17 protein-coding genes are annotated in these 18778 nt (G+C 70.0%); 8 read left to right on the top strand and 9 right to left on the bottom strand.

From position 1 onward, the window contains the following. Window positions 1–19: 19 nt before the first annotated feature. On the top strand, window positions 20–1201 hold the full coding sequence (locus ACLQ2O_RS00440; RefSeq protein ID WP_425825917.1) for a Cmx/CmrA family chloramphenicol efflux MFS transporter: 1182 nt from the start codon (window positions 20–22) through the stop codon (window positions 1199–1201). Here the strand turns inward: ACLQ2O_RS00440 and dinB are convergent. Then, on the bottom strand, window positions 1176–2372 hold the full coding sequence (gene dinB, locus ACLQ2O_RS00435) for a DNA polymerase IV (RefSeq protein WP_425825915.1): 1197 nt from the start codon (window positions 2370–2372) through the stop codon (window positions 1176–1178). The genes ACLQ2O_RS00440 and dinB overlap by 26 nt on opposite strands. A 106-nt stretch (window positions 2373–2478) precedes the next feature. Here dinB and ACLQ2O_RS00430 point away from each other — a divergent pair, with 106 nt between their 5' ends. After that, window positions 2479–3684 (top strand): MFS transporter, encoded by a 1206-nt coding sequence (locus ACLQ2O_RS00430; protein WP_425825913.1) that lies wholly within the window; start codon window positions 2479–2481, stop codon window positions 3682–3684. A gap of 1035 nt (window positions 3685–4719) precedes the next feature. On the opposite strand, the gene ACLQ2O_RS00425 is transcribed toward ACLQ2O_RS00430, so the two are convergent. Further along, window positions 4720–5244, bottom strand: coding sequence for an SRPBCC domain-containing protein (locus tag ACLQ2O_RS00425; protein ID WP_425825911.1), 525 nt, complete (start codon window positions 5242–5244; stop codon window positions 4720–4722). Next, window positions 5237–5596, bottom strand: a complete 360-nt coding sequence (locus ACLQ2O_RS00420; RefSeq protein WP_425825909.1) for an ArsR/SmtB family transcription factor — start codon at window positions 5594–5596, stop codon at window positions 5237–5239. Before ACLQ2O_RS00420 ends, ACLQ2O_RS00425 begins: the two co-directional genes overlap by 8 nt. A gap of 271 nt (window positions 5597–5867) precedes the next feature. Between ACLQ2O_RS00420 and ACLQ2O_RS00415 the strand changes: the two genes are divergently transcribed. Together ACLQ2O_RS00415 and ACLQ2O_RS00410 are read left to right on the top strand one after the other, a co-directional pair. Then, entirely contained in the window at window positions 5868–7136 is a 1269-nt protein-coding gene (locus ACLQ2O_RS00415; protein WP_425825907.1) for an aspartate kinase, read from the top strand. Next, window positions 7133–8233, top strand: coding sequence for an aspartate-semialdehyde dehydrogenase (locus ACLQ2O_RS00410; RefSeq protein WP_425825905.1), 1101 nt, complete (start codon window positions 7133–7135; stop codon window positions 8231–8233). Before ACLQ2O_RS00415 ends, ACLQ2O_RS00410 begins: the two co-directional genes overlap by 4 nt. A gap of 53 nt (window positions 8234–8286) precedes the next feature. Here the strand turns inward: ACLQ2O_RS00410 and ACLQ2O_RS00405 are convergent, their stop codons facing one another. Next, window positions 8287–9279: a helix-turn-helix domain-containing protein gene (locus tag ACLQ2O_RS00405; protein ID WP_425825903.1), complete on the bottom strand. Its 993-nt coding sequence runs from the start codon at window positions 9277–9279 to the stop codon at window positions 8287–8289. A gap of 397 nt (window positions 9280–9676) precedes the next feature. On the opposite strand from ACLQ2O_RS00405, the gene ACLQ2O_RS00400 reads away from it, so the two are divergent. Together ACLQ2O_RS00400 and ACLQ2O_RS00395 are read left to right on the top strand one after the other, a co-directional pair. After that, entirely contained in the window at window positions 9677–10846 is a 1170-nt protein-coding gene (locus ACLQ2O_RS00400) for a trypsin-like serine protease (RefSeq protein ID WP_425825901.1), read from the top strand. A 55-nt stretch (window positions 10847–10901) separates the two neighbouring features. Further along, entirely contained in the window at window positions 10902–11387 is a 486-nt protein-coding gene (locus ACLQ2O_RS00395) for a hypothetical protein (protein ID WP_425825899.1), read from the top strand. 33 nt (window positions 11388–11420) lie between these two features. Here the strand turns inward: ACLQ2O_RS00395 and ACLQ2O_RS00390 are convergent, their stop codons facing one another. Continuing rightward, the gene (locus ACLQ2O_RS00390) at window positions 11421–13361 is read right to left on the bottom strand and encodes a CocE/NonD family hydrolase (RefSeq protein WP_425825897.1); all 1941 of its coding nucleotides are present in this window, start codon (window positions 13359–13361) and stop codon (window positions 11421–11423) included. 162 nt (window positions 13362–13523) lie between these two features. Next, a complete protein-coding gene (locus ACLQ2O_RS00385) occupies window positions 13524–14372 on the bottom strand; it encodes a helix-turn-helix transcriptional regulator (protein WP_425825895.1) in 849 nt (282 codons plus the stop codon). Between the two features lie 102 nt (window positions 14373–14474). Here ACLQ2O_RS00385 and ACLQ2O_RS00380 point away from each other — a divergent pair, with 102 nt between their 5' ends. Next, entirely contained in the window at window positions 14475–15218 is a 744-nt protein-coding gene (locus ACLQ2O_RS00380; RefSeq protein WP_425825893.1) for an SDR family oxidoreductase, read from the top strand. On the opposite strand, the gene ACLQ2O_RS00375 is transcribed toward ACLQ2O_RS00380, so the two are convergent. Together ACLQ2O_RS00375 and ACLQ2O_RS00370 are read right to left on the bottom strand one after the other, a co-directional pair. Beyond that, complete coding sequence (locus ACLQ2O_RS00375) at window positions 15215–16090, bottom strand: hypothetical protein (RefSeq protein WP_425825891.1); 876 nt, start codon at window positions 16088–16090, stop codon at window positions 15215–15217. The genes ACLQ2O_RS00380 and ACLQ2O_RS00375 overlap by 4 nt on opposite strands. Further along, on the bottom strand, window positions 16087–17082 hold the full coding sequence (locus ACLQ2O_RS00370; RefSeq protein WP_425825889.1) for an SPFH domain-containing protein: 996 nt from the start codon (window positions 17080–17082) through the stop codon (window positions 16087–16089). Before ACLQ2O_RS00370 ends, ACLQ2O_RS00375 begins: the two co-directional genes overlap by 4 nt. Window positions 17083–17182: 100 nt before the next feature. Between ACLQ2O_RS00370 and ACLQ2O_RS00365 the strand changes: the two genes are divergently transcribed. Beyond that, window positions 17183–17890 (top strand): NUDIX hydrolase, encoded by a 708-nt coding sequence (locus ACLQ2O_RS00365; RefSeq protein ID WP_425825887.1) that lies wholly within the window; start codon window positions 17183–17185, stop codon window positions 17888–17890. Here ACLQ2O_RS00365 and ACLQ2O_RS00360 read toward each other — a convergent pair. After that, the gene (locus ACLQ2O_RS00360; RefSeq protein ID WP_425825885.1) at window positions 17887–18771 is read right to left on the bottom strand and encodes a carbohydrate kinase family protein; all 885 of its coding nucleotides are present in this window, start codon (window positions 18769–18771) and stop codon (window positions 17887–17889) included. The genes ACLQ2O_RS00365 and ACLQ2O_RS00360 overlap by 4 nt on opposite strands. Window positions 18772–18778: the final 7 nt, after the last annotated feature.

Genomic DNA, 18778 nt, shown 5'->3' with positions numbered 1-18778 from the left:
CTCCGGAGGGGATTCTTCGATGCCGCCTGCCATCTTCGTGCTGGGCCTTGCGATCTTCGCGCAGGGAACGTCCGAGCTGATGCTCGCCGGGCTGCTGCCCGAGCTGTCGGCCGATCTCGGCGTCTCGATCCCGTCCGCGGGACTGCTGATCTCGGCGTTCGCGATCGGGATGCTGGTGGGCGCGCCGGTGCTCGCGGTGGCGACGCTGCGCCGGCCACGCCGTACGGTGTTGCTGAGCTTCCTCGTCGTGTTCGTGCTGGCGCACGTGGCCGGCGCACTGACGCCGAACTACGAGTTCCTGCTGGTGACGCGCGTCGTCGGGGCCTTCGTGTACGCCGGATTCTGGGCGGTCGCGTCGGTCACGGTCGTCGGGCTGGTGCCGTCGGACCGGCGCGGTCGCGCGATGAGCATCCTGGCCGGAGGGTTGACCGTGGCCACCATTCTCGGGCTGCCGCTGGGCACGGTGATCGGCCAGCACCTCGGCTGGCGCGCGGCGTTCTGGGCGGTCGCGGTGCTGTCGACGATCGCGATGGCCGGCGTGCTCGCGACCGTCCCCGGTGGCGCGACCGAAGGCGGCGTTCCCAAGCTGCGGGACGAGGTGCGCGCGATGGCGAATCCCAGCCTGTGGCTCGCCTACGCGACCACGGCGTTGTCGGTCGGCGCGCTGCTGGTCATCTTCAGCTACCTGGCGCCGCTGCTCACCGACGTGACCGGCCTGTCCGCCGACTGGGTCCCCGCGGTGCTTGCCCTGTACGGCGTGGGCGCGCTGGTTGGGATCACTATCGGTGGACGGGTTGCGGACCAGCGGCCGTTCAGCACTCTGTTCGTCGGTCTGGCCGCGGTGGTGGTGCTGTCCGTCGTACTGGCGGTGTGGACCGCGCAGCCGGTCGTCGCCGTCGCCGCGATCACGCTGCTCGGTGCGGCCGGGTTCGCGACCAATCCGGCGGTGAACACGCGGGTCTTCAGCCTGGCCGGCGCGGCGCCGACGCTCGCGGCCGCGGTGAACATCTCGGCGTTCAACGTCGGGATCACGGTGGCTCCCTGGATCGGTGGCCGGGCGCTCGACGCGGGGGCCGGGTACTCGGTGCTGGGCTGGATCGGTGCGGCGATCGGGGTGCTCGCGCTGGTGACGGTCGGGGTCGCCGGGAAGCTGCAGGGCGTCGTACGGGATGAGGTCAGTCCGGCAGCATCGGCACGGTGAGGCCCTGGTCGCGGCCGAGCAGGATGCCGCGGGTGATCGCGTTGGTGCCGAACCTGTCCTTGACGTGGTCCATCGCGCTGTCCAGCTCGTCGTTGCTGGCCTTGTCGAACGGCAGCGCCAGCTGGACGGTCGACTCGTTCTCCAGGTTGCCGACCGCGATGCCGACGAGCGTGACGCCCTGCTTCTCGATCAGCGGCGTGGCCTCGGCCATCAGCGCGCGGGCGGTGACCAGCAGGGTCCGCGTGTGATCCGTTGCCTGAGGCAACGTGTGGGAGCGGGTCGCGCGGGTGAAGTCGTCGAAGCGGAGCCGCAGCGTGACGGTCCGGCCCGAGCGGCCGGCCGATCTCATCCGGTGGGTGACGCGGTCGACGAGACCGGCCAGTACGGCGTCCAGCGTCTCGGGCGACTTCGGTGAGCGGCCGAGAGCGCGTTGCGACCCGATCGAACGGCGGCGCTTGCCGACCTCGATCGGGCGCGGGTCGCGGTTGTGGGCGAGTGCGTGCAGGTGCCGGCCCGAGGCGCGGCCGAGCATCGCGATCAGCGCGGCCTCGGGCAGCACCGCGACGTCGCCGACCTTGGTGAGTCCGCGCGAGCGGAGCTTCTCGGCCGTCACCTCGCCGACGCCCCACAGGCGCTCGACCGCGAGCGGGTGGAGGAACTCGAGCTCCTGGTCGGGCGGCACCTCCAGCAGTCCGTCGGGCTTGGCGACGCCGCTGGCCACCTTCGCGAGGAACTTGGTCCGGGCGACGCCGACGGTGATCGGCAGCCCGACCTTCGCGAGCACCTCGGCGCGGAGCCGGCGGGCGATCTCCACCGGCGTACCGGCGATCTTGCGCAGGCCCGCGACCTCCAGGAACGCCTCGTCGATCGACAGGCCCTCGACCAGCGGGGTGGTGTCCTCGAAGACCTTGAAGACGGCCTTGCTGGCGTCGGAGTACGCCGCCATGCGTGGCTGGACCACGATCGCCTGCGGGCAGCGGCGCATCGCCTGGCCGCCGCTCATCGCCGTCCGGACACCGAGCGCCTTGGCCTCGTAGCTGCAGGCGAGCACGACGCCGGCGCCGACGATCACCGGCCGGCCGCGCAGGCAAGGGTCGTCCCGTTGCTCGACCGACGCGTAGAACGCGTCGAGGTCGGCGTGCAGGATCGTCACCTCACCGGTTTGGGACACGAACACATGTTCGCATATGATGTCGGCAGGAGATAGGGATGCTTTTTCTTCTGCGTAGGGATAAATCCGGAGGCGGGGGGTTTGGTGACAGGACAGAATGCGGGCTATGGACCTGTCGGCGTACCGCGCGCTCTGGAGAACTCGTGGGGTGGCTTCACTCCTGGCCTCGGCGCTGGTGGCGCGGCTGCCGGTGATGGCGTCGGCGGTGCCGATGTCGTTCCTCGCGAAGGACGCGGCCGGGAGCTTCGGCTGGGCCGGCGTGGTCGCGGGGGCCTACTCGATCGGTACGGCGCTGGGCGGGCCGATCTGGTCGCGGCTGGCCGACCGGCGGGGTGGCAAGTGGGTCGTCATCTGGACCGGGATGGCGTGGAGCCTGGCGATGTTCGTGCTGGCCCTCCTGCCGAACGACTGGTACCGGTTGATGCCGGTGGTGTCCGCGCTCGCGGGGGCGTTCGTGTCGCCGATCACCGCGACGCTGCGGGCCGCCTGGCCGCGGCTGGTCCAGGGGTCGCGGTTGCGCGCGGTCTACGCGCTGGACGCGACGGCCCAGGAGGTGCTGTTCGCGATCGGGCCGATGCTCGGTGCGCTGGTGGTCAGCTTCGTCAGCCCCCGGGCCGGCGTGCTGTCGGCCGCGGCGGTCGCCTTGGTGTCGGTCTGGTGGTACGGCGTGCAGCAGCAGCCGGCGACGCGGCACGACGAGACCGTGCAGCGGTTGACCGCGCCACAGTTGCTTTGGCATCGGCACCGGTTGCCGTTGATCCTGGCGTTCGCGCTCTCGGTGACCGCGTTCGCATCGGTGTCGCTGGGCATCGTCGCGTTCGCCGACGACCACGGGAACCGCTTGATCGCGGGAGTGCTGGAGACGGTCTGGGCGGTCGGGAGTCTGCTCGGCGGGGTCGTCGTCGGCACGCTGCCCGGTCGGCGGATCTCCTACGTGTGGCGCCGCTCGCTGCTGGTCTCGGTCGGCATGCTGGCGTGCGTCTTCGCCACTTGGTCGCCGGTGTCGCTCGGCGTCGCGCTGCTGCTGTCGGGCTGCGTGCTGGCGCCGACGGTCGGTGCGCTCTACGAGCGCCTCGGCGCGATGACGCCCGACTCCGTGCGCACCGAGATCTTCGGCTGGATGGGCAGCGGCGCGATGATCGGCGGCGCCCTCGGGTCGGCGCTCGCGGGCCTGGTCGTCGAGACCTTCGGCGTCCGCTACGTCTGGCTGATGGCCGCCATACTGACGCTGCTGGCGACCCTGGTCCTGCTCCGCATCCCGCCGCACCGTCCGGCTGACGAGGCCGCCGTCGAAGAGGTGTTTGTCGCCTGAGCCCGCCACCTCGGTGGACCGCTTCGCGGACTCCACTTGCGGGCTCGTAGCCGAACGTCCAGGTAGCTGCTGATGCGCCTCGCCACGGACGCCGTCGGCGCGCTCACGGTGTACGGCGTCAGGGCGCTCGCCGTTGGCGCGTCACCTGAACCTGGTACCCGCGTCACGTGTGCGGAACGCCGACTCGACCGAAGGTGCTGTGCCCACTCCGCACCTCGGTCATCTGCTCCCGCCTCCACGCCACCTGCCCACCTCGCACACACGTCACCTGTGCATGGCGTCCAACAAGGAGTCAGTCGGCGGGTGGGCGTCCAGACTCACACCTTCGCGGGCACCCGACGAGTGCCTGGGCCCGCCGGTCGCGGGCACCCGGCGAGTGGCTGGGCCCGCCGGTCGCGGGCACCCGGCGAGTGCCTGCGCCCGCTGGTCGGTCGTCCGTCCAGCGGCGTCTGTACGACGGATCCGACTGCCCCGCATTGCGACGACTGCTCCCTTCTTCGACGGCTGCCGCGATGTACCGCGCCAGTCGTCGAAGAACGAGTCAGTCAGTCGGCAGCCCGACTCCGCCACGCGCTGCGAACACTCCGCACCCGCTGAATGTGCCCCCTGCATCCGCGTCACCCGGCCCGCACTCATGCCGCCTGTCCACCTCACACATGCGCCACGTGTGTACAGCGCCTGCGCTCAACGCCTCGTGCCCGCGGCGCCGGAACGCGTAGCCCACCTCACACATGCGCCACGTGTGTACAGCGCCTGCGCTCAACGCCTCGTGCCCGCGGCGCCGGAACGCCTAGCCCCCTCTGCGTACGCGGCAGCTGGGCGGGCCTTAGACACGGCCGAGGTGTTGGTGACCTCGGGGGTGGATTGCCCGGAACCCGGTGAAAGGGACGACTTTGTGCATGGTTCGGCCACGTTCAGGGCTTCTTGATGGCTGGATGGTGCACAGAGTCGGACTTTGGCGGGTGCTGGGGCTGGGGCTGGGGGCGGCGTTCTGCTGCCGGGGTGGTTGCGGGGGGCGGTGGAGTGCGCTCGAGGTCAGGCTCCTGTGAAGAGGTCTTCCCAGAGCGGCTTCAAGTGTTGCTGTGCCTCGGACCAGGAGACTGCTGCCGGGTCCTCGTCGGCGAGGAGGCGGGTGAGGCGGTTGAGGAAGTCCTCCCAGCCGTAGCCGTACTCGACGGCTGACTTCTCGGGCACCTGGGAGTGGGTGAGGGTGAGGACCGTGGTGCTACCGGTGGGCTGCAGTTGGAGGTCGACGGTGGAGTCGGGTTCGCCGGGCCAGGTCCAGCGGGCCTGGAGGTTGGTGGGGGCGTTGCAGGTGGTGATGTGGACCGTGGCGACGTCCTGGTCTGGCGGGGACATCGTCAGGTGGACGGTGCCGCCGACCTCGCGGGTGCCGGTGACGTCGCCGAGCCAGCGGGTGAGGCGGGACGGCGTGGTCCACGCGGACCAGACGTCCTGAAGGTCTGCGTCGTACGTACGCCGAAGGACGACGGCGTACGTGCCGCCCGTCGACCGGGTGATCGTGCGAGTGGTTCCCAGTAGTTCTCTGAGGTCAGGCATCAGGAGCCTCCGAGGGTGAGGGCGAGGAAGACTGAGCCCGCCGGCCTCGGCGGAGCTCGGTGTCGAGCGCGTCCAGGCGGTTGGTCCAGAACTTGCGGTAGCGATCGAGCCAGGCGTCGATCTCGCGCAGCGGCTCGGTGTCGACGGCGTACAGGCGTCTCGTGCCGTCGACGGTGACGGTGGCGAAGCCGTTGTCGCGGAGCACCCGCAGGTGCTGCGAGACGGCCGGCTGGCTGATGCCGAACTCGGTGCCGATGGCCGCCGCGATCTGTCCGGCCGGCAGTTGCCCGTCGGCGAGCAGTTCCAGGATCCGGCGCCGGACCGGGTCGCCGAGGATGTCGAAGGCGTGCATGACCCCAGTATTTCAGTGATGACTTATATAAACAAGTAGGCCGGTCCCCGAAAGGTCTCCGGTGCCGGGCGGCCGCCGCCAGCGTTCCTGCGCGCCGCGCCGCCGCGCGCCGAACGGGTGGCCCAGGTCCTGGTCAGGCAGGAGACAACGAGATGGTCACGGCTAGAATGGACCGAACGAACACGCCTGGTGCTGCCCCGAGGAAGCGTCTGCACAGCGTGCCGCAACCAGTGTGAGCTGCTGGGGAACCAAGCTTTGAGGAGACACAGCTGTGGGTCGCGTCGTGCACAAGTACGGCGGTTCGTCGGTCGCTGACGCCGATTGCATCAAGCGTGTGGCCCAACGGATCGTCGCGACGAAGAAGGCCGGGAACGACGTGGTGGTGGTCATCTCCGCCATGGGCGACACCACCGACGAACTGATGGACCTGGCCCAGCAGGTCTCACCGCTGCCGCCGCCGCGCGAGCTCGACATGCTGCTCACCTCGGGTGAGCGGATCTCGGCCGCGCTGCTGGCGATGGCGATCGCGAACCTGGGCTACGAGGCGCGGTCGTTCACCGGTTCGCAGGCCGGTGTGATCACCACCTCGGCGCACGGCAACGCCCGGATCATCGACATCACGCCGAGCCGGATCGAGGACGCGCTGGCCGAGGGCCACGTCGCGATCGTGGCCGGGTTCCAGGGCGTCGCGCAGGACACCAAGGACATCACCACGATGGGCCGCGGCGCCTCCGACACGACCGCGGTCGCGCTGGCCGCCGCGCTCGAGGCGGACTACTGCGAGATCTACACCGACGTGGACGGCATCTTCACCGCGGACCCGCGGATCGTGCCGGCCGCCCAGCAGATCCCGAAGATCTCCTACGAGGAGATGCTCGAGATGGCTGCCTGCGGTGCCAAGGTCCTGCACCTGCGTTGCGTCGAGTACGCGCGGCGCTACAACGTCAAGGTCCACGTGCGCTCCTCCTTCTCGCAGAAGGAAGGCACCTGGGTCGTCGATGCGAAGGAACTGAATCCCATGGAACAGGCCATCATCTCCGGCGTCGCGCAGGACCGCGGCGAAGCCAAGATCACGGTGGTCGGCGTCCCCGACAAGCCGGGCGAGGCCGCGCGGATCTTCGAGACGGTCGCCAACGCCGAGACCAACATCGACATGATCGTGCAGAACGTCTCGGCGGTCGCCACCAACCGGACCGACATCTCCTTCACGCTGCCCCGGGCCGACGGCTCGCGGGCGATGTCCGCGCTGGCGCGGATGAAGGACGAGGTCGGCTACGAGCAGCTGCTGTACGACGACCAGATCGGCAAGGTCTCGGTGATCGGCGTCGGGATGCGCTCGCACCCGGGTGTTTCGGCGAAGTTCTTCTCCGCGCTGGCCGACGCCGGCGTGAACATCGAGATGATCTCGACCTCGGAGATCCGCATCTCCGTGGTGGTGGACGAGAACCTGGTGGACGCCGCCGTGACCGCGGCGCACACCGCATTCGACCTCGACGACGAGCACACCCAAGCTGTCGTCTACGGAGGAACAGGACGGTGACCCCGGTGAACGCTGCGGACCCCACGATCGACGAGCGGGCCGGCCTGCCGTCCCTGGCGGTGGTCGGCGCGACCGGCGCCGTCGGCACGGTCATGCTCACGCTGCTCTCCACCCGCGAGAACGTCTGGGGGGAGATCCGGCTGATCGCGTCCGAGCGTTCCGCGGGCAAACGGCTGAAGGTCCGCGGCGAGGAGGTCGAGGTGGTCGCGCTGTCCGAGGCGGCCTTCGACGGGATCGACGTGGCGATGTTCGACGTCCCGGACGAGATCTCCGCCCAGTGGGCGCCGATCGCGGTCGCCAAGGGCGCTGTCGTGGTGGACAACTCCGGTGCGTTCCGGATGGATCCTGACGTGCCGCTGGTGGTGCCCGAGGTGAACGCCGAGGCGGCCCGCCACCGGCCGAAGGGCATCATTGCCAACCCGAACTGCACGACGCTGTCGATGATCGTCGCGATGGGCGCGCTGCACCACCGGTACGAGCTGGAGCAGCTGGTCGTCGCGTCGTACCAGGCGGCCTCGGGCGCTGGGCAGGAAGGCATCGACGCGCTGTACGACCAGCTGATGAAGGTCGCCGGGAATCGTGAGCTGGGGACGACGCCGGGCGACGTACGCCGGGTGATCGGCAACGCGCTCGGGCCGTTCCCGGCGCCGCTGGTGATGAACGTGGTGCCGTGGGCCGGGTCGCTCAAGGAGGACGGCTGGTCGTCGGAGGAGCTGAAGGTGCGCAACGAGTCGCGCAAGATCCTCAGCCTGCCCGACCTAAAGGTGTCCGCGACGTGCGTGCGGGTGCCGGTGATCACGACGCACTCGCTGTCGGTGCACGCGGTGTTCGCCCGCGAGGTCGACGTCGACGAGGCCCGCGAGGTGCTGCGCGACGCGCCGGGTGTGATCCTGTTCGACAACCCGGCCGAGGGCGAGTTCCCGACGCCCGCCGACGTGGTCGGCACCGACCCGACCTGGGTCGGCCGCATCCGCAAGTCCCTGGACGACCCGCAGGCGCTGGAACTGTTCGTCTGCGGCGACAACCTCCGCAAGGGCGCGGCACTCAACACCGCCCAGATCGCCGAGGTCGTCGCCAAGGAGTTCGTGAAGGCCTGAGCTGAAGAACAACGGCTCCCGGTGTCCCCCGCAGGACACCGGGAGTTCTTTGTTTACAGCCAGTTCTCGCGCGCTGCGTGCAGGGCCAGCTGGAAGCGGGTGCTCGCTCCTGTGCGGTTCATCAGGCGTTCCAAGTACCGGAAGAACGTACGGCGGCTGATGCCCAGGGTGCGGGCGATGGTGTCGTCGGCCGCGCCGGTGGCCAGCAGGGCGAGCAGGCGGCGTTCGATGGGTTCGAGGCGGTCGTCCTCGGCGCCGACCGACGCGTGCAGGGGCAGCGCGTTGCGCCAGCAGAGCTCGAACATGCCGATCAGAGCGGTGAGCAGGCTGCTCGGGCGGATGATCAGCAGGGAACGGTTCACGTCGGTGTCGCGCACCGACATCGACACGAACGCGATCGAGCCGTCGATGATCGTCAGCTTCGCCGGTACGTCGGGCAGCACGCGGGCCTGCTCGCCGGCCTCGACGCAGGGCAGGATGTTCTCGGTCAGGTACCCGGGCACCTCGACGGACTCCGGCGAGTAGACCACCCGGTAGGCGACGCCGCGGTTGAGCTGCTCGATCTCCATCTGGTTCGGGCCCGCGCCCAGGTAGTACGGCGGGGAGTCGATGGCCAGGATCTCGCGCTGCGCGCTGCCCTTGATCTGGTTGATCCGCTCGACGATCGCGGTCCCGGTGACGACCTCGATCAGGTGCGTGGTCGACTCGTTGTGCACGGTCCGCCGGAACTCGTCGTACGCGTTCAGCACCTCGATCCGGGCCTGCTTCAGCTCGGACTCGCGGCGCAGCGTCAGCGCCTCCAGCCCGGCGTCGGGAGGCACCGGCAGGAACCTGGCGTGGTCCGATCCCGACCGTCGCGCCAGGCCGGCCTGGACCAGGCCGCCGAGCACGTCGTCGATGCCGACCTCGCGGCCGGCGACGGCCGCGTCCAGCTCACCGATCGACGAGGGGCCGGATCGGAGCAGGTGCTGGTAGACCAGGATCTCGTCGTCGTTGAGCCCGAGCACGCGCAAGTGCTCGGCACGCTCCGTGTCGGTCGAGCTCATGGCTGTCCCCTCCCTCCCGGGCGCGGTCACCGTGGGCTACCGCCACTCCAGGGTAGAACGATCCGCAAGAGGTGGATCGTACTGTCCGTGTTCCGGCCGCTGCACACCGCGAGATTTGTTGTCCTGTCAGCATTCTTGTGCCGTGTCACCATCTGGCCACCACTTCTGCGCAGTTGTGAGCGAGAATTGAGGTCCAGCAGCCCGGCGACGGACCACCTGAGCGCCGCCGGGCTGCTGTTCCAATTCTGGCCTGAGTTCGCGGCCACGGCAGCACCGGCCGTTTCGGTTGGGTCTCGATCCCGGCGCATCGGTGCCCTCGCACTCCCGTGCCATCACCGGCTGTGCCGGAGGGTGTACAAACTGTGCAACCGCAGCAGTTTTCAAGGAGGCACCGCCCATGCTTCTGACCCGTATCGTCAAGTCCGCCGTCTTGTGCGCGATGACCGCCGCCCTGGTCATCGTGCCCGCCCACTCGGCGAGTGCCGGCCCCGCCTCCGCCCAAGGCGAGCCCGGCCCCCGAGTCGTCGGTGGGACCCGCGCTGTGCAAGGTGAGTTTCCGTGGATGGTGAGGCTGTCCATGGGATGTGGTGGCGCGATGTACACCAATCAGCTCGTGCTGACCGCCGCGCACTGCGTGGGTTCCACCGGCAACAACACGTCGATCACCGCCACGGTCGGTGTGGTCGACCTGCAGGACACGTCGGCCACGAAGGTGAAGTCGACGTACGTGCACCGCTCGACCACCTACGGCACCAGCACCGGTGGCGACTGGGCGCTGATCAAGCTGGCGACGCCGATCACCGGCGTACCGACGCTGCCGATCGCCACCAGCACGGCGTACGACACCGGCACCTTCACGGTGGCCGGCTGGGGTGCTGCCAGTGAGGGCGGCGCGCAGCAGCGGTACCTGCTGAAGGCGAACGTCCCGTACGTCGACGACGTGTCGTGCCGCGACGCCGGCGACTACTACAGCGACCTGATCTTCCCCGCCGAGCTCTGCGCCGGTCAGCTCGCGACCGGTGGCGTCGACACCTGCCAGGGCGACTCCGGCGGGCCGATGTTCCGCCGGGACAACTCGAACGCGTGGATCCAGGTCGGCATCGTCAGCCACGGCGACGGTTGCGCCCGGCCGAGCGCGCCCGGCGTCTACACCCAGGTGAGCACGTTCGCGTCGGCCATCGCCACCGCGGCCGCGAACCTCGGCGGAGGCGGTCCGACGCCGACGTGCGGGCCGTTCACCAACGACGCCAACATCAACATCCCGGACGCCGGCGCCGCCGTCACCAGCTCGGTCAACGTGAGCGGCTGCACCGGGAGCGCCACGTCGGCGCAGGTCGCGGTCAACATCGTGCACACCTACCGCGGCGACCTGGTGATCGATCTGATCTCCCCCGACGGTTCGTCGTACCGGCTGAAGAACTCCAGCGGGGACTCGGCCGACAACATCAACCAGACGTACACCGCCACCCTCAGCAGCGAGACCCGCAACGGCACCTGGAAGCTCCAGGTCCGCGACGTCGCCCGCGCGGACGTCGGGTACATCAACTCCTGGTCGCTCAGCTCGTAGACCGCTTCCTGCCAGTACGGCGCGCCGCCCGCGCCGTACTGGTATGGATAGGTTCATGCGCTGTTTCTTCGCAGGTCTGATCGGGATCGTCATGACCGCCATGCTCCTGGGCGGCGTCGTCCTGATGGTCGTCGGCGCGACCAACGTCTGGGAGGACCACAAGGCCTACCAGGTCGGCTTCAAGCACTCCGGCGACGGCTGCGGTGCCGAGCGGGTCGAGATCGACGTGACCAGCGGAGAGCCGTTGCGCTGCGGGCCTCCCGGACTGCGGCTGCCGGCGGGCGACGGGCCGACGTTCCCCGGCTTCACGCCGGACCAGAACGACAGCGTCCTGAGCCTGGCCGACCAGTTGAGCGACGGCGGGCTGTCCAAGGACGAGCAGGAGCGGGTCCAGCGGATGGTCGACTCGTTCGCCGCGGGAGTGCCGAAGCAGGCGCTGCACCGTCCGGAGTGGTGGGGCGCGAAGGTCTTCTGGCTGGGGCTGGTGACGGCCGCGTGCGGCGCCGTCAGCTTTGTCGTCGTACGACGGACCGCGCGCTGAAGGAGGCCCCGACTAGGTCGGGGCCTCCGACGATCAGCGGCTGGCTTCGACGAACTGACGCATCAGCTCGACCGGGTCCTTCGAGGGCTCCGGCTGGGCCAGGGAGTTCGCCGCGATCCGGGACTGCGGGGTCTCCGCGGTCGCGAGGTCGGTGGCGTTGGTCAGCGGGAGGGTCAGGGACGACTTGGCCGGGTCGAGCGTGACGGTCGCACCGTTGAACGGCACCGACGGGTTGTCGGGCTCGACGGTGAGCACCAGGCCGAGCCGGTGGCCGGCGCTGAAGACGACGTCGTCGGCGTTCAGCTCGAAGCTCAGGTCGTACCACTTGCCGGACTGCAGGGACTCCTTGCGGTTCAGCGACCTGTAGTGCCCGATGTCGGCCAGCGTGCGGACCGCGACCGACGCGTCGGAGACCGCCGTGTTGATCTGGGTCTTGGCGTAGCAGCCGGTGTCGAGGGTGTTGCCGTCACCCCAGCAGACGCTGGTGTTCGGCACGTTGGTGACGTCGCGATAGCGGCTCGCCGTACCGTAGTCGACCAGGCGTGCCTTGAGGCCTGCGGCAACCTTGTTGACCTTGACCCGGACCGTCACCTTGCCGGTGCCGGACATCCGGACCGACTGCTCCAGGTCGTTGCTGAGGAACACCGCCCGGTCGGTGCGCTGCGCGGTCGGGTCCAGTACGACGGTGTCGGCCGACTCCTGGCTGGTCCCGGTGAAGCTGATCGGGTCCGACGAGGCCGCCGCGATCGACAGGCCGCCGGTCTTGGCGTTCAGCGGCTTGCTCAGGTTCAGCTTCGTGTTCTTGACGCCGGTGGCCGGCCAGCGCGGCTCGTCGACGAACGAACCGTCCTCACGCTGCACGGTCGCCTGCGGGGTCTTCATCACGTCGTTCTTCAGGCCCTGCAGCCAGTAGTCGAACCACGGGTGCAGCTTGTCGACCCACTCGTCGCGGAAGCTGAAGCCGTCCAGGTGCACGCCCTGGTGCAGGAAGATCTTGCGCGGCACGTTGCGCTTGGCCAGCTCGTCCCACCACTCGCCGAAGTGCCGGGTCTTGACGTTCTCGTCGCCGAGCCCGTGCACGACGTACACGCTGGCCTTCACCTTGCTCGCGTCGAGCCGGTAGTTCCGCGGGTCCCAGAACTTGCCGTACGAGCCGGTGCGGGTGTCGGAGTCCTGCTCGATCTCGGTGGTGAGCTCTTCGCAGCGCGGGGACGCGTCGTTGCTCACGTAGTCGTGCAGGAAGCCCATGTACTCGTCGTAGAACGGTACGCCGAAGCCGCGGGTGTAGTCGTACCACGACGAGATCGCGGCGATCGGGACGATGGTCTCCAGGCCGCGCACGCCGGTGCTGGCGACCGAGTTCGCGATCGTTCCGTTCCAGGAGACGCCGATCATGCCGGCCTTGCCGGTCGACCAGTCGGCCTTCGCGCGAGCGCCGTCCGGGGTGTGGCCGGGGACGCGGTTGTTCAGCCAGTCGATCACGGCCTTGGTGCCGAGCACCTCGTAGTCCGCGCCGACGTCGCTGCAGCCGGTCGAGCGGAACGTGCCCGGCATGTCGACGAAGGCCACGGCGTACCCGCGCGGGACGAAGTAGTTGTCCAGCCAGCTGCTGTACACCTGCCGGGTGCCGGCGTCGTCGAAGTAGCTCTTCGGGTCGCCCGCGTAGTACGGCGACGCCTGGATGATCACCGGGATGTCGATCCCGGCCTCGGCGGCCTCGCCGGGCCGGATGATGTCGACGGTGACCTGGTCCTTGACGCCGTTCGCGTCGGTGTCGACGCCGGGGACGTCGACCTGGATCCGCTCGTGGACCGCGTTGTCGTAGTCGTACGCCGCGACCGTCTGCGTCCCCTGGACGAACGGCTTGCTCGGCGGTCCGGCGTTCGCGGACAGTGACGCGATCGGCGCCAGTGCCGCGGTGGCGAGCAGGGCCACTCCGGTACGGAAGGCCGTGCTCGATCGAGATCTGCGCATGCGTTTCTCTCCCCTGTGGGCGGTGGGTGGAGCACGCCGGCCCTCCCTCGACAGGGCCGTTGTGGTGAACGCACCTTATGCAGGAACTGACACCGCTGTCAGCACGGATCTCACCCGAGCGGTCACCATCCGTGGGGAGCACGGGAAATACTTCGCGCCCGCCTACGCGGACAACGTCGCGCTGGTCCTGTCGCGGGTGTAAGCGTCCATCAGCGAACGCAGCCGGGAGCGGGTGGTCGCGTCGGCCGGTGTGTAGGTCATCAGGTGCTGGCCGTTGTCGCCGGGGAGGGTCAGCACCTCGAGGCTGAAGGTGAGCGGACCAACGGACGGGTGGTTGAGCCGTTTGGGACAGTAGGCGCTGACACTGACGTCGTGGGCGTCCCACCAGCCGGCGAAGTCGGGGCAGCGGGAGCTGAGCTCGGCGACGAGCTCGGCCAGCTCCGGGTCGTCGGCGTACTCGGACGAGGTCCGGCGGAGGTGGCCGACGACGTCCTTCGCGACGGCGTCCCAGTCCAGGTAGAGCTCCCGGGCGGCGGGGTCGAGGAAGTAGAGCCTGGTCAGGTTTCGCTCGGCGGAAGTCAGGGCGCCGAAGTCCGTGAGCAGCGCGGAGGCCGCGTTGTTCCAGGCGACGACATTGCTCAGCCGGTCGAGCACGATGGCCGGCGTCTCGGTCAGCCCGGTGACCATCGCGACCACCGTCGGCCGGACGACCACCGGCTCCGGCCGCTGCTTCGGCGGCGGGCCCGCGAGGGAGCGGAGATGGTCACGCTCGGCCTCGGTCAGCCGGAGCGCGGTCGCCAGGGAGTCCAGTACGGCGGCCGACGGGTTCGGCGCGCGGTCCTGCTCGAGCCGGACGTAGTAGTCGACACTCACGTTCGCGAGCAGCGCGACCTCCTCGCGGCGCAGGCCGGCGACCCGTCGGTCGGGGCTGTCCGGCAGCCCGACCTCGACCGGCCGGACGCGGGACCGCCGACTGCGGAGGAACTCACCGAGCTGGGGACGCACCGTCACACCGACCAGTATCTCCGACCGCTTCAACCACTGGGTGGTACTGCCAGACCCACGGTCGATCCGGGTCTGGTCCGGCCCGGCGGCACGCTCGACGGTGGAGGCATGACCAATCGAACCGCAGTCATCACCGGCGCCGCCAGCGGGATCGGCGCCGCCATCGCTCTCCGGCTCGCCTCCGAAGGCGCCGCCGTCGCGTTGATCGCCCGCCGGAAGGACCGGCTGGAGGAGCTGGCCGCGCGCATCTTCGACTCCGGCGGTACGGCGGTCGTCGTACCGGCCGATGTCACCGACGAGGAGTCGGTGGTTCAGGCCGCCGCGACCGTGCGGGACCGGCTCGGCGAGGTGGATCTCCTGGTGAACAACGCCGGACGGATGCAGCTGGCGCCGTACGGGGATTTTCCGCTGGCGGAGTGGAAGCAGTTGGTCGACGTGAACGTGAACGGCGTGCTGAACACCGTGCACGCGTTCCTGCCCGACCTGCTGCGCTCAGCCGAGTCGAGGACCACCGACCTGGTCAACGTGTCGTCGGTGGCCGCTGACAGGTACATGGACGGCATGGCGACGTACGGCGCGACGAAGTCGGCGGTCAGCTACCTGACCAGGGCACTGCGGGCCGAGCTGGCGGGCAAGGGCATCCGCTTCACCAACCTCGAACCCGGCATGACCGGTGGCACCGAGCTGGGCGACAACTTCCCGGCCGAGATCCAGGGGCCTGCCGCCGCACTGGCTGCCGCGTTACCGGCGATCGAGGCCGAGGACGTCGCGGAGGTGCTCGCCTTCATCGTCTCCCGGCCGCGCAACGTCAACCTGCCGCGGGTCCTGGTCCAGCCGGCGAAGGAGATCTAGCGGACCAGGCGCAGCCGCGTCTCGGCGACCGTGATGTCGAGGCGCTGGCCCCAGGTGATGGTGAGGGAGTCGGCCTCGATGCCGTCGCCGAAGACGACGAGATCGGCTTCGGCGGTGACGACCAGGTGGTTGGCGGCGGTCAGCAGGCCCTCGGTGCAGGACGTGCCGGTCGCCGGGGACGGCCAGGCTTCGCGGACGAACCAGCACAGCGCCGGGTCGAGCGGGCCGGGCAGGGGGAGCGGACTGCGGCGTTCCTGCCAGGCTGAGCGGCACCACCCCGTGGATCCTGTTCCGGTGCCGACCAGCAGGCCGGACGACGACTGGCGTTCCTCCAGGCCGTCGGGCGAGGCGAGGCGGTAGCGGGCGGACTGGTGGGTCCGGTGGCCGACGTACACCTCGTTGAGCGCGAGCAGCCGCTGGCCGTCATCGGTGCCGGCGGCAACCATCGTGCGTTCCTCCAGGTGCCGCGTGTGCAGCAGGTCGGCGATCGCTTCCGGCGGGTGCGGAACCAGTACGCCGGGGTTGCGGGCCGGCTCGGGGTTGATCCCGATCACCGGCTGACCGTCGAGGTACTTGGCGACGTTCGCCACCAGCCCGTCCTGCCCGACCGCGATCACCACGTCCTCGGGCCCGAACACGAACCGGTTCAGGTCCTCGCGCTCGGCGACCGCTCGCCGCCAGTCCAGCGGGACTGCCGCCGACACCGCCGCGAGGGCTTCCTGCTGGGCCGCGTGCCGCTCGTCCAGCTCGCTCAGGTCCCGCCCCCTGCTCTTCAGGAAGAACCCGGCCTGCTGCCGGGTCCCGTGCCGGGCGACCAGCTCGGTGAGCTCGGTCGCCCGGTGCACGAGCACGGCCCGTGGGGGAAGACTCATGCCTGTTCACCGGCAAGCTTCGCCAGCAGCGGGGTGATCAGGTCGGGGGTCAGGTTCAGCGTTCCGATCTCCGGCAGTGCGCCCTGCTTGATCGCCAGGGCCAGGATCGTGCCCTGGCTCATGTCCGTGTAGGCCTCCAGCAGCGCCTTCTCGGCCGCGGCTTCGGCGGCACCGATGACGCGCTTGGCGTCCGCCTCCGCCTGACTCATGGCGCGCTTGCGACTGGCAGCCGCCTCGGTCTCGATCCGTCCGGCAGCAGCGGCCTCCGTCGCACGCTGGCGTTCGTTCTGGCCCTTCTGGGTGACCAGCTGCTCCTCCCGCCGCGCGAGCTCGATCTGGTTCTGCAGCTCGTTCTCCGCGATCGACCGTTCCCGCTCGACCGCCATCGCGCGGCGCTCGTACGTCGCCTTGTCGGCCGCCTGCTGCACCATCTCCCGGGTGGGAGTCTGCAGCGCCCGCTCCACATCGCTCTCAGCCCGTACGGCGACCACCCGCACGTCCTCGACACCGATCCCCAGCCCGGTCAGCCGCTGGTCCTCGCGCAGCCCGGTGCTGACCGCGAGCCGCAGCGACGCCATCCCCTCGGACAGCGCCTGCGTCAGCGTCATCCGCGCCAGCAGGTCGAGCGCGGTCTGCTGCGCGAGCTCTGTCAGCAGCCCACCGAGCTGCTCGAGCGGAGTCGCCCGCCACCGCCCGGTGTCCGGGTCGATCCCGAAGTCGAGCCGGGTCGCGGCCAGCGCCGGGTCGGTCACGCGGTACGTCACGGTCGCCTGCACCACGACGTCCTGGAAGTCGATCGTCCGGCCGTGGAACAGCAACGGCTGCTCGCGGTCGTCGACCGGCACCTCGCTCAGCGCCGAGTTCAGCGCGCGGAACCAGAACGCCTGACCGGCGCCGTCGTGCGCCGGCTTCCCGTTCCGCAGGTGGCGGACGTGGGTGGTCGGGTTCGCCCGCAGGTGGCTGATGAAGCGGAACCGCGTGATGTCTGCCATCGCTGTCTCCTCACGGCCGGGCACTCCGGCCTCTCTTGTCGTCATCTTGACGATAAGGCCGCCGATCGCTTTTCGTCAAGGTGACGATTAAGGTGGTTCCATGGACTTCGACCCGATGGGTGTGGCCACCGACCTGGTGATCCTGACCGTCCAGCACGGTTCGTTCGAGGTGCTGCTGATCCGCCGCGGCATCCCGCCGTACCACGGCCGCTGGGCCCTGCCCGGCGGCTTCGTCCGCGCCGGCGAGGGCCTGGAGCAGGCCGCGCGCCGGGAGCTCGCGGAGGAGACCGGCGTCGGCTCGGACCGCATCGCCGGTCCGGGCCCGGCACGCATCCACCTCGAGCAGGTCGCGACGTACGGCGAACCAGGCCGTGACCCCCGCGGTCGCGTGGTCAGCGTCGCCTACCTCGCCCTCGTCCCCGACCTGCCGACGCCGGTCGCCGGGTCGGACGCGGCGTCTGCCTCCTGGATCCCCGTCGCGGAGGTGCTCGACGACCCCGGCCGGCTCGCGTTCGACCACCACCGGATCCTCACCGACGCCGTCGAACGCGCCCGCGCCAAGCTCGAGTACTCCCCGCTCGCGACCGCCTTCTGCGCCGACGAGTTCACCGTCTCCGAGCTCCGCGGCGTCTACGAAGCCGTCTGGGGCGTCCCGCTCGACCCGCGCAACTTCCACCGCAAGGCCACTCGGACGGAAGGCTTCGTCCTACCGCTCGGTGCGACCACGACCCGCGACGGCGGCCGCCCGGCCCAGCTCTTCCGGCGAGGCCCGGCGGCCACTCTCCATCCGCCGCTGACGCGCGGCTAAGGGGTGAGCAGCATCAACTGCTCGGCGGTGATGAGGTCGGTGTGGGTCCCGGCAGAGCCACAGGCCCAGGCGCCCGCGACGGTGCCCGCCGTCGCGGCTTCGTAGTACGAGCGACCGTCCAGCCAGGTGGTGAGGAAGGCGGCCACGTAGGCGTCGCCCGCGCCGTTGGTGTCGACCACCGGGCGCCCCGGGAGGTCGACCGCGGGCAGGTGGACCGGGTCCTCACCGCGGACGCACAGGTAGCTGCCGTCGGCGCCGGCCATCGCGACCACGACCTGCGCGCGGCCGCTCGCGAAGATCCAGTCGACCACCTTGTCGGGCAGCGCGCTGGTCGAGACGAACACGACGTCGGCGCACTGGGCGAAGTCCCGGTGGTAGTCGTTGTCGCCGTCCCAGTCGTGCAGGTCCGTCGACACCGTGCAGCCCGACGCCAGTACGTCGGGAAGCGCCCGGCGTGCGAAGTCCATGATCGAGATGTGCACGTGCCGCGCGTGGCCGGTCCACTCGCGCCAGAGCACCGGGTCCACCCACATCCCGGCGGGGTGGCGTCCGTCGTACAGGGCGACCCGGCTGCCGTCGGGCGACACCAGGTTGACGCTGCGCCGCGTGCCGCTCGGGTGCAGGGCGAACGCCAGCGGCAGCCCGAGCTCCTCGTACGCCGAGCGGATCCGCCGGCCCTCCGCGTCGTCGCCGATCACGTCGGCGAGGCCGGACCGGAGCCCGAGGCGGTCGCAGCCGAGCACGACGCCGTGGCCGGTGTGGCCGACGTACGACTCGACGGGCGGGACGTGAAGGGTCTCCCGGTCGGGCAACGGCAGGCCGGGAACGCGCACGATCGTGTCGATGCCGACACCGCCGATCACCAGCACGTCCAGGTCCATACGCCCA

This window comes from Kribbella sp. DT2, from assembly GCF_049844575.1.
GTDB lineage: Bacteria > Actinomycetota > Actinomycetes > Propionibacteriales > Kribbellaceae > Kribbella.
Note: the sequence above shows the minus strand (reverse complement) of the source record. Positions and strands in the feature narration are given on the sequence as shown.

Bases quoted from the DNA above. Each gene is read 5' to 3' on its own strand.
- ACLQ2O_RS00360 (WP_425825885.1), bottom strand. From the start codon at position 18,771: ATGGACCTGGACGTGCTGGTGATCGGCGGTGTCGGCATCGACACGATC.
- ACLQ2O_RS00365 (WP_425825887.1), top strand. From the start codon at position 17,183: ATGGACTTCGACCCGATGGGTGTGGCCACCGACCTGGTGATCCTGACC.
- ACLQ2O_RS00375 (WP_425825891.1), bottom strand. From the start codon at position 16,090: ATGAGTCTTCCCCCACGGGCCGTGCTCGTGCACCGGGCGACCGAGCTC.
- ACLQ2O_RS00430 (WP_425825913.1), top strand. From the start codon at position 2,479: ATGGACCTGTCGGCGTACCGCGCGCTCTGGAGAACTCGTGGGGTGGCT.
- ACLQ2O_RS00440 (WP_425825917.1), top strand. From the start codon at position 20: ATGCCGCCTGCCATCTTCGTGCTGGGCCTTGCGATCTTCGCGCAGGGA.
- ACLQ2O_RS00390 (WP_425825897.1), bottom strand. From the start codon at position 13,361: ATGCGCAGATCTCGATCGAGCACGGCCTTCCGTACCGGAGTGGCCCTG.
- ACLQ2O_RS00425 (WP_425825911.1), bottom strand. From the start codon at position 5,244: ATGCCTGACCTCAGAGAACTACTGGGAACCACTCGCACGATCACCCGG.
- ACLQ2O_RS00370 (WP_425825889.1), bottom strand. From the start codon at position 17,082: ATGGCAGACATCACGCGGTTCCGCTTCATCAGCCACCTGCGGGCGAAC.
- ACLQ2O_RS00405 (WP_425825903.1), bottom strand. From the start codon at position 9,279: ATGAGCTCGACCGACACGGAGCGTGCCGAGCACTTGCGCGTGCTCGGG.
- ACLQ2O_RS00400 (WP_425825901.1), top strand. From the start codon at position 9,677: ATGCTTCTGACCCGTATCGTCAAGTCCGCCGTCTTGTGCGCGATGACC.
- ACLQ2O_RS00380 (WP_425825893.1), top strand. From the start codon at position 14,475: ATGACCAATCGAACCGCAGTCATCACCGGCGCCGCCAGCGGGATCGGC.
- ACLQ2O_RS00395 (WP_425825899.1), top strand. From the start codon at position 10,902: ATGCGCTGTTTCTTCGCAGGTCTGATCGGGATCGTCATGACCGCCATG.
- ACLQ2O_RS00420 (WP_425825909.1), bottom strand. From the start codon at position 5,596: ATGCACGCCTTCGACATCCTCGGCGACCCGGTCCGGCGCCGGATCCTG.